The 12639-nt window shown below is 33.7% G+C and carries 13 protein-coding genes; 11 read left to right on the plus strand and 2 right to left on the minus strand.

The window, feature by feature from the left end; all coding sequences use genetic code 11:
- Positions 1-32: 32 nt before the first annotated feature.
- On the plus strand, positions 33-1961 hold the full coding sequence (locus VB798_RS14640) for an alpha/beta hydrolase-fold protein (protein WP_323259584.1): 1929 nt from the start codon (positions 33-35) through the stop codon (positions 1959-1961).
- Between the two features lie 98 nt (positions 1962-2059).
- Here the strand turns inward: VB798_RS14640 and VB798_RS14645 are convergent, their stop codons facing one another.
- Both VB798_RS14645 and mgrA read right to left on the minus strand, forming a co-directional pair.
- A complete protein-coding gene (locus tag VB798_RS14645; protein WP_323259586.1) occupies positions 2060-3130 on the minus strand; it encodes an aldose epimerase family protein in 1071 nt (356 codons plus the stop codon).
- 53 nt (positions 3131-3183) lie between these two features.
- Positions 3184-4173 carry an L-glyceraldehyde 3-phosphate reductase gene (gene mgrA, locus VB798_RS14650; RefSeq protein WP_323259587.1) on the minus strand — a complete coding sequence of 330 codons (990 nt, stop codon included), beginning with the start codon at positions 4171-4173 and terminating at the stop codon, positions 3184-3186.
- Positions 4174-4460: 287 nt separating this feature from the next.
- Here mgrA and VB798_RS14655 point away from each other — a divergent pair, with 287 nt between their 5' ends.
- The 10 genes from VB798_RS14655 to VB798_RS14700 all read left to right on the plus strand — a co-directional run bounded on the left by VB798_RS14655 (position 4461) and on the right by VB798_RS14700 (position 12502).
- Entirely contained in the window at positions 4461-5465 is a 1005-nt protein-coding gene (locus tag VB798_RS14655) for a LacI family DNA-binding transcriptional regulator (RefSeq protein WP_323259589.1), read from the plus strand.
- Positions 5466-5733: 268 nt separating this feature from the next.
- Positions 5734-5934 carry a hypothetical protein gene (locus VB798_RS14660; protein WP_323259591.1) on the plus strand — a complete coding sequence of 67 codons (201 nt, stop codon included), beginning with the start codon at positions 5734-5736 and terminating at the stop codon, positions 5932-5934.
- 91 nt (positions 5935-6025) lie between these two features.
- Positions 6026-8026, plus strand: coding sequence for an adenylate/guanylate cyclase domain-containing protein (locus tag VB798_RS14665; RefSeq protein ID WP_323259593.1), 2001 nt, complete (start codon positions 6026-6028; stop codon positions 8024-8026).
- Between the two features lie 465 nt (positions 8027-8491).
- Positions 8492-8824: an NHLP leader peptide family RiPP precursor gene (locus VB798_RS14670; RefSeq protein WP_323259595.1), complete on the plus strand. Its 333-nt coding sequence runs from the start codon at positions 8492-8494 to the stop codon at positions 8822-8824.
- A gap of 3 nt (positions 8825-8827) precedes the next feature.
- Positions 8828-9154 (plus strand): NHLP leader peptide family RiPP precursor, encoded by a 327-nt coding sequence (locus VB798_RS14675; RefSeq protein WP_323259597.1) that lies wholly within the window; start codon positions 8828-8830, stop codon positions 9152-9154.
- A gap of 36 nt (positions 9155-9190) precedes the next feature.
- On the plus strand, positions 9191-9559 hold the full coding sequence (locus VB798_RS14680) for an NHLP leader peptide family RiPP precursor (RefSeq protein WP_323259599.1): 369 nt from the start codon (positions 9191-9193) through the stop codon (positions 9557-9559).
- Positions 9560-9612: 53 nt separating this feature from the next.
- Entirely contained in the window at positions 9613-9954 is a 342-nt protein-coding gene (locus VB798_RS14685) for an NHLP leader peptide family RiPP precursor (RefSeq protein WP_323259601.1), read from the plus strand.
- 29 nt (positions 9955-9983) lie between these two features.
- Positions 9984-10331, plus strand: coding sequence for an NHLP leader peptide family RiPP precursor (locus tag VB798_RS14690; protein WP_323259603.1), 348 nt, complete (start codon positions 9984-9986; stop codon positions 10329-10331).
- 262 nt (positions 10332-10593) lie between these two features.
- The gene (locus VB798_RS14695; RefSeq protein WP_323259605.1) at positions 10594-10854 is read left to right on the plus strand and encodes a hypothetical protein; all 261 of its coding nucleotides are present in this window, start codon (positions 10594-10596) and stop codon (positions 10852-10854) included.
- Positions 10855-11287: 433 nt separating this feature from the next.
- Positions 11288-12502 carry a cupin domain-containing protein gene (locus VB798_RS14700; protein ID WP_323259607.1) on the plus strand — a complete coding sequence of 405 codons (1215 nt, stop codon included), beginning with the start codon at positions 11288-11290 and terminating at the stop codon, positions 12500-12502.
- Positions 12503-12639: the final 137 nt, after the last annotated feature.

Genomic DNA, 12639 nt, shown 5'->3' on the forward strand with positions numbered 1-12639 from the left:
AACAACATAATCAACCTTTTAACAACACAAGTATGAAAAAAACAATAGTAAGTTTTTCTATATTCTTTTTAATAAACCTAATGGTTTATGCACAGAAAATAGAAAAAGAAGGTCCTAAAGGCTTCGACCAAGTAAAAACTGGGATTGCTACAGGTAAATTAGATACCATAAAGTACGATTCTAAAACCGTAGGTACTACTCGAAAAGCCTTAGTATATACACCACCAGGATTTAACAAAAAAACAAAGTACCCTGTATTATATCTTTTGCACGGCATTGGTGGCGATGAAAAAGAGTGGCTCAACGGTGGTAAACCTCAGGTGATTTTAGATAATTTATATGCTGAAGGAAAAATACAACCGATGATTGTGGTCATGCCTAATGGACGTGCGATGAAAGACGACCGTGCCGTTGGCAATATCATGGCTCCTGACAAAGTACAGGCTTTTGCTACTTTTGAAAAAGATTTATTGAATGACCTGATTCCTTTTATTGAAAAAAACTATCCGACTTTAACAGACCGTGAAAACCGTGCGATTGCTGGGCTTTCGATGGGTGGCGGGCAATCGCTTAATTTTGGATTAGGGAATTTAGACAAATTTGCATGGGTTGGCGGTTTTTCGTCTGCTCCCAATACTAAAGTTCCTCAAGAATTAGTTCCGAATCCTGAGGATGCTAAAAAGAAACTTAAACTCCTTTGGATTTCGTGTGGTGATAACGACGGATTGCTTTCTTTTAGCAAACGTACACACGATTATTTATACCAAAACGATGTTCCGCATATTTACTATCTTGAACCTGGAGTACATGATTTCAAAGTTTGGAAAAACGGTTTGTATATGTATTCACAGTTTTTGTTCAAGCCTGTTGATGTTTCATCTTTTAATAAATATACTATTTTGGGTACTCCTGCCAGCACGAATATTCGTAATAATCAGTATCCTCAGATTCTTCCCGATAATCGTGTAGTTTTCAAAGTAAAAGCACCGAATGCCCAAAAAGTGCAAATTGATTTGGGTAAAAAATACGACATGGTAAAAGACACCAGCGGTGTGTGGAATGTCACAACCGATTCTATTAGTCGTGGTTTTCATTATTATTCATTAGTGGTGGATGGCGTGGCTCTTGCCGACCCAGCCAGCGAAACGTTTTACGGAATGAGTCGCCAAGCAAGTGGTATTGAAATTCCTTACAAAGAAGGCGGTTTTTATGCTCTCAAAGACGTTCCTCATGGTGATATTCGTATTAAAAAATACTTCTCAAAAGCCAGTAATTCATGGCGTGAAATGTATGTTTATACTCCACCAGGGTATGACAAATCGACTGAAAAATATCCAGTTTTGTACCTTCTGCACGGTGGTGGTGAAGACCAACGTGGTTGGGCAACACAAGGACGTACCGACCTCATTCTGGATAATTTAATAGCTGAACAAAAAGCAAAACCAATGATAATTGCCATGCTTGATGGCAATTTTTATGGAAATGGCGGCGGAATAGCTGGCTTTGGAGAACCTCAGCTTAGAGCTTTTGAAAATGAATTGAAAAATGGCGCTATTCCTTTTATAGAAAGTAATTTCAAAGTAGAAACCGATGCTCAACATAGAGCTTTGGCGGGGCTTTCGATGGGAGGCTTACAAACACTTTATGCAGGTATCAAAAATACTAATATGTTCTCTTACTTGGGTGTATTCAGTTCGGGATGGTGGGCAAACAACCCTAAATTATCTGATCCTCAATATGATTTTATGAAAAACAATGCTACGACCATCAATACTAATCTAAAAGAATTTTGGATTTCGATGGGAGGAAAAGAAGATATAGCTCATGCAAATTGCCAAATTATGTTGAAAAAATTTGATGATATGACTATCAAATACAAATACAGTGAATACGCTGGCGGTCATACTTGGCCCGTTTGGAGACATGACATTTTCCAGTTTTCACAGTTACTATTTAAGTAAATTTTAAATAATCAATATCCAATAAATCGAAAAGAAATATTGGATATTGATTATTGATAAAATCTTTCTGGAATAACATTTTACTTCGTTTCCAGTACTCATTTTATCGAAAATTGATAGACTGTTATTGAGTTGAAAGTCTCATCGGGTCTTAATACTGTACTTGGAAAATCAGGCTGATTGGGTGCGTCTGGAAAATGTTGGGTTTCAACACAAAATGCAGAACGATAAATATAAGTCTCTCCTTTTTTACCAATAATACTTCCATCAAGATGATTGGCTGTGTAAAATTGCATTCCGGGTTCAGTTGTAAATACTTCCATCATTCGTCCACTAATAGGTTCGTAAATCGTAGCGGCTTGCTTAAGTTTTCCTTCATTATCTTGTTCTGTTATTACAAAACAATGGTCGTAACCTTCTCCTAACACAATTTGTTCATCACTTGTGTCATTGATTCGCTCGCCAATGGTATGAAAATCAGTAAAATCAAAAGGAGTATCTTTCACCCATCTCATTTCGCCAGTTGGTACGATATTGCTATCAACAGGTAAGAATTTATCCGCATACAATTTCACTTGGTGCGCCATAATGTCGCTTCCGTCACTTAAATTAAAGTATGAATGATTCGTGATATTCAGCACGGTAGCCTTGTTGGTTTTACCTTTATATTTAATCTTTAATTCATTGTCATTCGTCAAAGTAAAAGTAACTTCCAACGAAAGTTCTCCGGGAAATCCTTCATCTCCATCTGGTGAAACGTGCGAAAAAGATAATGAAGTTTCTTCTCCTTCAACCATTTCAACCATTTTCCAAATTGCCTTGTCAAACCCAATTAAACCTCCATGAAGTGTGTTTGGTCCATTATTTTTGGCTAAAGTGTAGGTTTCTCCATCCAAAGAAAATGTAGCATTTCCAATTCTATTTCCATAACGCCCAACGGTTGCCCCAAAATAAGGAACACCTTTCAAATAGCCTTCTAATGTATTACAACCATGTGTAATATCATCAGAAAACCCATTTTTATCAGGGGTGAAAATGGAAACAATCGTTGCTCCAAAGTCTGTTATTTTTACAATGATACCGTTGGCGTTTTTCAAGGTATATAAAGATGTTTTTCGCCCATCTGGCATTTGTCCAAAATGTTGTGCTTCTATCGCTGATTGTTTCATTTTCTGTTTCTTGTTAAAATTAAATAAACCTTTTGAGGTAATGTTCCGTAAAACTATTGTGCAAGAATCTTTTCTATTTCCGCTAATTCAGAAGCATCAAAATGCTTATTATCAACGGCTTTCAAAGAATCCAATAATTGTTCTACTTTACTTGCGCCAATAAGTACTGTTGTTACTCTTGCGTCTTTCAACAACCATGCAATCGCCATTTGTGCCAAACTTTGACCTCTTCTTTCAGCAAGAATATTGAGTTCTTGAACTTTTGAAATGGTTTGTGTATCTACTTGGTCTTCTTGTAAAAAGCCTGTCGATTTTGCGGCACGAGAATTTTGAGGAATGCCTTTCAAATATTTGTTGGTTAATAAACCTTGTGCCAAAGGTGAGAAAGGAATACAACCCACACCACTTTCGCCCAAAACATCTAATAATCCTTCTTCTGGGTCTCTTACAAGCATAGAGTATTTTGGTTGATGAATAAGACAAGGCGTTCCTAAACTTTTTAAAATACTCAAAGCTTCTTTCGTTTGGTCTGCATCATAATTTGAAATGCCCACATAAAGTGCTTTTCCTTGACGAACGAGTGAATCTAAAGCACCCATAGTTTCTTCCATCGGAGTATTTGGGTCTGGTCTGTGCGAATAAAAAATGTCAACATAGTCTAAACCCATTCTTTTGAGGCTTTGATTACAGCTAGCAATCAAGTATTTACGTGAACCCCATTCTCCATAAGGACCAGGCCACATATCATATCCAGCTTTTGAAGAAATTATCAGCTCGTCACGATATGGCATAAAATCTTTCTTCATCAACAGCCCAAAATTTTCTTCTGCTGAACCATAAGGAGGTCCATAATTATTGGCAAGGTCGAAATGAGTAATCCCTTTATCGAATGCTGTTCTAAGGATTGCTCTATAGTTTTCAAAAACATCAACACCACCGAAATTATGCCATAATCCTAATGAAATTTCAGGTAATTGAATGCCACTTTTGCCACATCTTCTGTAGGCAATTTGCTCGTAACGATTGTCTGCTGCTTTGTACATTGATTGTTTAATTGTTTTATGGAATCAGTATTTGACTGAGGTTCTTTAGTAGTTTTCTAAGAAATTTATGATACTTTTCTTTAAATTAGAAAATCCCTATTTTTGAATTTGAGCCAATACTTCTGAATTTTGAATGTATATTTATTAAAATTATATCATGCAAAATTCAAGGAAAAACGAATGCTTTAGTCAACTTGCCGATTGTTTTTTTACGACAACGTTGTCGTAAATACTCGTTAATTTTAGCAATTGTTTTACCAAATTTATACTTGCATTAACCGACAAAAATGAATCTTAAAATACTTGCCAAAGAACTCAATCTGTCTTTTTCAACAGTATCCAAAGCTTTAAGAGATAGCCATGAAATTAGCCCAGCTACCAAACAAAGAGTACTGGAAAAAGCTAAAGAATTGAATTATCAGGTAAATCCATTAGCAAGTAATTTTCGGAAACAAAAAAGTAAAACTATTGCTGTAATTATTCCCGAAGTTGTCAACGATTTTTTTGGACCAGTAATCAATGGTATCGAATCTATCGCTCAAGAAAAAGGCTATCATGTTTTAATTTATTTGACTCATGACAGCATGCAAAAGGAATTAGAGATTAGTAAGTTATTACAAAACGGGCGAGTTGATGGTATTATGATTTCATTAGCAAGTCAGACATCCAATACAGACCATCTAAATATTTTAAAAGAAAAAGAAATTCCCCTTGTTTTTTTTGATAGAATAGCTAGCGAAGTAGGCACTCCTGTAGTGATTACTGATGATTATCATTGTGGATTTATTGCAACCGAACACCTCATCACCAATGGATGTAAGCACATCGCATTCCTGACAATTTCGGAAAACCTTTCTATCAGTAATGATAGAAAAAATGGCTATCTGGATGCCTTAAAAGCGAATAATATCAAGCATGACCAAGCCTTAATCCGCTTTTGTAATGAAGATGACATGAGTAACAAAGACAATATAAAAAATTTATTCAGCGGTAATAATCAACCTGATGGTATTTTTGCTTCTGTTGAAAAATTGGCAGTAGCCACCTACCAAATATGCGAAGAATTAACCTTAAACATTCCCAAAGATGTTAAAGTAATTACTTTTTCTAATTCGTACATGGCTGCTTTATTGAATCCACCACTTAGCACGATTACTCATCCAGCTTTTGAAATGGGAAGAGAATCAGCTACTATTCTCTTTAAATTAATTGAGAAAAAAGGACTCAACCGTATCCCTAAAAAAACAGTATTGAAATCCAATTTAATTATTAGAGCTTCGTCTGTCAGATAGTTCACAATTAGCTTTAAAGCTTCTTGTCTGGAATTTGTAATCCAATTACGGATAGAACATAGAAGTTGTGACCTTAATTTAAAAATCCAACTGGATGAACGTGTTGACCTGAGGTATTAAAGTGCAATTACCGTTTATATGTCAAGTAAAATCAGTAGCATCTTGCGTAGTTTTTATCGGTGTAATTGTCAGTTTTATCGTAATAAATCATGATAATTTTACGATGTGCTTTTTTAAAAGATATATTTTAAACTAATAATTACAAGCCATGGAATTAACGAACGATCCTAAAAATTCAAATTCTCCCGAAGAGAAAAAGTTCTCTGATGCTGAAAAAAAAGACAATGCGAGCTCTTTAAACAACACTCAGGAGAAGTCTATTATAGTAGATGATGTAGAGCTGAATGAAGAGCAGTTGGATATTATATCAGGGGGGGGTGAAGGTGTGCTTATTAAGACAGGAGGATGAGATTTTGGTTTGAAATGATTTTGGGTTAAACGCATATGTTCTATGAATATATGCGTTTTTAGATATTTGAGTAACCGAAATTTTAAAATCAATGAAAAACTACTGTGCATATTTTTTATTTCTAATAATTCTATTCATTGGAATAGAGGAGAAAGGGTATGGACAACAATCTGTGAAAATCAATAAAAACTCAAAATCTAAAGTAATAGCGGATAGTCTTTATGCTCTTGGTTCAAAGTATGATGAAATAGGAAACTCAAAAAAGGCTTTAGCCCTTTATGAAAATAGTTTGAACATTTATCAAAGCATTAAGGAGAATCAAAAAATAGGAGACTGCTTCAATAGCATCGGGACAATATATTATTTTAGAGGTGATTATTTTAAAACTTTATTTTTTTTTAAAGAAAGTTTAAGGTGGCAAATAAAAGCAAAAAACAAAAAAGGAATAGCAGATATTCTTAACAATATTGGAGTTATATATTACAGTCTTGGAAATTATCTCAAAGCAGTAGAATATTATAGACAGGCAATTGTTATTCAAGAAGAAATAGGCAATAGAAAAAATGTAGCAACCATTACCGAGAATATTGGAGCTATTTATTCTAAAGTAAAAGACTATACGAATGCTATGCGGTATATCAATAAAGCCTATGCTATCTTCAAAAGCATTAATGATAGAAAAGGCATTGCCAAAATGCTCATTGAAATAGGATATATTTCTATGGAAAAAGGGGATTTTGATAAAGCCTTCGAGGATTTTAATCAATCATTAAAAATTGCAGTTGAAGAAAAAGACAAACAGTTAGAATTAGAAGTACTATCAAATTTAGGAGAGTTATTTTACAAACAATCAGATTTTCAAAAGGCTCAATATTATTACAATATTTGTTTCCAATATGCCAAAGAAATTGATAATCTGCGATATAAAAGTGTGTCTCAGATTGCCATTGGTAATATATTCCATCAATTAAAGAAGGACAACAAAGCAATTGAAAAATGTAGCACTGGATTAAAATTGGCTGAAAAATTGGGAGCAATTTCTGTAAAAAAAGATGCCTGTGAATGCTTGTATAAATCATATAAATCTTTAGAAAATAGTACGCTAGCGCTTCAATATTATGAAAAAACAAATGCTTTCAAAGATAGTTTAAAGGCTGAAGAAGCTTCCAACAGGATGATGAATATGGAATTCCAAAAACAGCAATTGATGGATAGTATTGTGTATGTGAAGAAACAAAATATCATCGAACAAAAACATAAGGAAGAGATACAAAAAAAGGAGAAGCAAAGAAATATCATTATCGCTTCGCTATGTTTTATGCTTGTTGTTGCTGTTGGTTTATGGAGTAGCTTAAATTTTGTAAGAAAATCAAAAAAGGCTTTAGGTATCGAAAAAAATCGTTCAGAAGCATTATTACTGAATATACTTCCAGCAGAAATAGCAGAAGAATTAAAGCAAAAAGGGAGTGTGAATGCCCGAGACTTTAGTTTGGTCTCAATACTTTTTACAGATTTCAAATCCTTTACACAAACGGCAGAAAAAATGACTCCTCATCTTTTGGTCGAAGAAATAAATGTATGTTTTAAAGCATTTGATTTGATTTCAGAAAAGTACAAAATTGAAAAAATAAAGACTATCGGAGATGCCTATATGGCAGCAGGAGGTATTCCACATCCTGATGAAAATTCATTAAAAAACATTGTGTTGGCTGGTTTAGACATGCAAGCCTTTGTAATTCAAAGAGCCATTGAAAATAAGCAGTATCAGAAGCCTTTCTTCGAGATGCGTCTGGGTATCCACGTAGGACCTATCGTAGCGGGAATTGTTGGCGTTAAGAAATTTCAGTACGATGTTTGGGGTGATACCGTAAATACTGCCAGCAGAATAGAAAGCAACGGAATGGTAGGGAAAGTAAACATCAGCGAGTCGTTATATCACCTAATTAAGGATGAAGAATGTTTTACCTTTGAATATAGAGGAAATATAATAGCGAAAGGCAAGGGAGAAATTGCCATGTATTTTGTAGAAAGAAACGACTATACATTTGAGGATGCTAACAGTGCCTTAGTTACTGAAAATAATACATTTTAACACTAAAAATCTTTGGCAGTCTTAGTAAAGATTGTCTCATAAAATTTGAAAAATACTTAGTGGGATACGCTATAAATACCGCTTCATTTTGAGCAGAATTTTGGCTTCATATAAATCTAATTTATATTTTATTTGACAGATACCTTCATCATCGAAGGTATCTGTTTTTGTTTATTATCCATTGTCTTTTTTGACAGAATATTTGGCAAATTCATCAAGAAAATCTGCTCTACTTTTACTATATAAAAAAACAAAACATAAGTCATTTATACAAAATTAGTAAGCTGTCCAAATAGAGTTATTTATTATATAACTCTAACAATCAATTGCTTATCACATAAAATTCGTTTTTAATAATTAATAAATCAAGATATAAAACAAAAAATGAATTGGCTGTTTTGTAGGTTTTTTTGGCAAATTTATCAGTAAATACTCTCCTAATTTTACATCATACAAATAAGCGATATGGAACAGAAAAAGCAAGAAATCATACAAGCTGTTATTTCTAAATCTTGGGAAGATTCAACTTTTAGAAAAGAATTAATAGCCAATCCTGTATCAGCAATTGAGAAACTAACGGGTGTGAAAATTGTAATCCCAGAAGGAAAAACATTGGTAATTTCAGATCAAACAGACAAGTCTAAAATCTACCTTAATATACCATCCGAACCTGAAATTGAGAACATGGAACTTACCGAAGAACAGCTTGAATCAATTGCAGGAGGTGGACAACCAATTTGGGAGAGTTTGATTAAGAATTTATTTGCAGGGATAACTGAACACATTAAAATTCAATAAATCATGGAATTCACACAAGAGCAAAAACTGTACGCAGAAATTGTACAGAAAGCATGGGAAAGTCCTGAATTCAAAAATGAATTGATGACCAATCCTTTAGGAGCCATTGAAAATCATTTAGGTCAGAAAATTAATCTACCCGCAGGGAAAAAGTTAGTCGTTCGAGACCAAACTGACGAAGCTACAGTTTATATCAACATTCCTGCTAAACCAAACCTAGAAGATGTAGAATTAGATGAAGAGCAATTAGAAGCCGTGGCAGGAGGAAAAGATGAGAATGGATTAACCAATTTAATTCATTTTATTTTCAACCCTAAATATTTCTCATAGAAAACGATACTTAAAACAAATAAACACACAACAACTATGGAATTCACACAAGAACAAAAAACGTACGCTGAAATTGTGCAAAAAGCATGGGAAAGCCCTGAATTCAAAAATGAATTGGTGGCAAACCCAGTAGCAACTATTGAGACATTAACGGGTAATAAATTGAATCTACCAGCAGGTAAAACCTTGGTAGTGAGAGATCAAACTGATGACTCTACAGTTTATATCAATATCCCAGCCCAACCAAAAAATATTGCTGATGTGGAGCTGAATGAGGAACAATTAGAACTTGTGGCTGGAGGAGTTTGGGAAGGAATAGATGGTGGTGGATGCACAACAGGAGGTCCTTTTAGCAATCCAATTGAAGAAATTCTAAAACCTCTCACTACGTTTCCAACTCGTTAACGCATAGTATTTCTCTTAAAATTTTAAATTAATAACAATTAAATATTAAAATCATGGACATTACACAAGGACAAAAAGTGTACGGTGAAATCGTACAAAAAGCATGGGAAGACTCTCAATTTAAAAATGATTTGATCGCTAATCCCATTGAAACGATTGAAAAGTTTACAGGGAATAAAGTCAATTTGCCTAAAGGACAGACTTTGGTTGTAAAAGACCAAACAGATGAGTCATTAGTGTATATAAATATTCCAAGAAAAGTTAGTATCGATGAAATGGAATTAACTGATGAACAGTTGGAAATGGTTGCAGGAGGTACTGATGTTCTTTTTTGGGGTGGCGTTGGGATAGGTTGTGCGGTCGCTGCTGCATTCATAGCTGGGCGTGAAAAATAATAATAATAAACTTTTAAACCTTTACAATTATGATAACTCAAGAACAACAAAAACAAGGTGCAGAATTATTGAAAACTCTTGCACAGAAAGCATGGGAAAGTTCGGCTTTTAAAGAGCAACTAATAGAAAACCCTATCTCTACAATTGAATCAGTTACTGGGCAGAAGATGCAATCAGATATCAAGATTATAGTAGAGGATCAAACGGATACTTCAAAAATATATTTGAACATTCCAAGAAAAATTGAGATTGACGAATTAGAATTAACCGATGAGCAGTTGGAAACGGTTGCAGGTGGTACTGATTTAATTACAGGTATAGCACTTGGCGTTATACTTGTTGCCGGAGCTTATTATGCTGGTAAAGGTTCTCATTGATTTTACTTGATGCTTTTTGATTGCCACGAATGCACTAATATTTGACGATAATTATTAGTGTATTTGTGGAAAAAAATTGAAGACCAAGTAAAATCATAAGTAACTGGATAGTGCAATTTAAGACAACCTAATTCAAGAAAACTTTGCCCTCTTTTGTTGCTCAAAGGTATTTATGAAGCATCCGTTCTAAATCACTAGAAAAATAATATCGTTATGTTGGCGGTAAGCATAAAAATACTAACAAAATAAAAATATTAACAAAATGAAAATGGAACTCAAAAAAGACAATTTTAGCGACATGGGAACAGAAGATTTAATCAAAAAGAAAAAATCTACTTCTTTCGCTTTTGGTTTATTTGTAGGAGCTTTAACGGTACTACTTATTATCACTATATTTCAGACAATCAATAAAGGGGTTACACCTTTACTTGCTGTTCCATTTGCACTTTTACCCCTTTTGATTCTAGTTTATAGTCAAGTCAATTCTATAGATAAAGAGTTAAAAAGTAGAAATTCAAACTAATAATCTAAGAACAATAAGTTTAATTGCTTCGACTGACAATTTACTGCAGTCTCTAACGATTTTTGAGCTTATTTTTCCGATTATGTTACGGGCGGACGGTTTTCAATTCCCTACCTGATACAGACCCTGCTAGTTAAATGCAGTTATACTATGTCTTTTAATCCCTGTTGGGGTTTATATAAAAATAGGTATGCTTGTAATATTTTTCACTACTTGTGTACTATCAATAGAAAACTATTTCCTATAACTTCCAGAAGGCTTCTAAAAATTTCTGGAAGTTTCATTTTAGAAGGCTCTTGTGTATAATTTATTTCAAGCGTTAGAAACTATGGGGTTAGTTTATATGGGTCTTTTTATCTGAAATATTATAATTTTCAGATAAATGCTTATTACGTTTTACGAAGATATTATTTGTTACTTTAAATTTTAACAAATGGAAACACATAACGAAATTCAAACTGAATTGAAAAATTTCTCCGATTTAATTCAGCCGATTAATATAGAAGATTTTGCAGCTAATTATTGGGAAAAGCAAGTTTTACATATCCAAAGAAATAACCCTGATTTCTTTTTTTCACTATTCTCAATTGAAGACTTGGACAAGGTTTTAGAATATAATCGACCACATGGTAGTAGTTTGAAAGTTGTGAAAAGTAATCAGCCAATGAATTCAACTGTTTACGAAAATCAAGATGGAAGTTTAAACTTGAATCAGCTTTATACTGCCTATGCTGATGGATATAGCATATTAATTAATGGAATTCAGCGTTTTTGGGAGCCAATTAAAATGCTTATGGAAAGTTTAAGGAATGATATAAGTCATAATGCGTCTGCAAACCTTTATTTAACTCCAGAAAACGAAAAAGCCTTTTCCCCTCATTATGATTCGCATGATGTTTTTGCCTTACAAATTTCAGGTGAAAAACATTGGATATTGTATGATGAGACTCATCTCAAAACACCTCTTTTAAATAGCTATCAACCTACTTTTCAAAGAGAGCAACTAACTGGTGCAAGAGAAATTACTATGCGTGCAGGGGATATTTTGTATATGCCACGAGGTGTTCCTCATGAGGCATACACAACTGATAAATCCTCTATGCACATTACTGTCGGTATTCAATCTGTACAATGGATTGATTTTATCACGAAATCGTTATTAAATCTAAGCCAAAAACACATAGAACTGCGTAAAGCACTTCCTATTGGTTTTTTGAATTCTGATAATGAAAACCTATTATCTACTGACGAAGAATTAGACTTTATTAATATCTTACAACAAGTCTTTCAGAAGGAAAATATTGCTGGTTCTTTAAACATTTTAGGAGAAGAGTTCAGAACAAAAGAGCAACCAAAGCCAGACGGGCATTTTTCAAGTTTAGATAGACTGAATCATATCCATTTAGAATCACAGCTATCTAAACGAGAAGGATTGACCTCAAAAGTAACGAATAGTGCTTCAGGGGCAAGAATTTCGTTCCAAGGAAATACCATAAAAGGACCTTCGCAAATTGTAAATACATTAGTGTTTATTTCTCAACAAGAAGGTATTTTCTCGATTAAAGATATTCCGTTTTTAAATAATGAAAATAAATTAAAATTAGCGAAAAGGCTTGTGAGAGGCGGGTTACTTAAAGTTTTAAATTAGGTATGCACTTATCTGGATGATTTATTGTAAATCATCCAGATAAGTGCAATTGGGTTTTCATAGTAAGAATCTCTCTAACTACTCCAACGATATTTTTTAACAATAATGTTTTATTCCCGATATAATCAAGATTAAGA

Origin of the sequence: Arcicella lustrica (assembly GCF_034930985.1) — a bacterium.
Classification (GTDB): domain Bacteria; phylum Bacteroidota; class Bacteroidia; order Cytophagales; family Spirosomataceae; genus Arcicella; species Arcicella lustrica.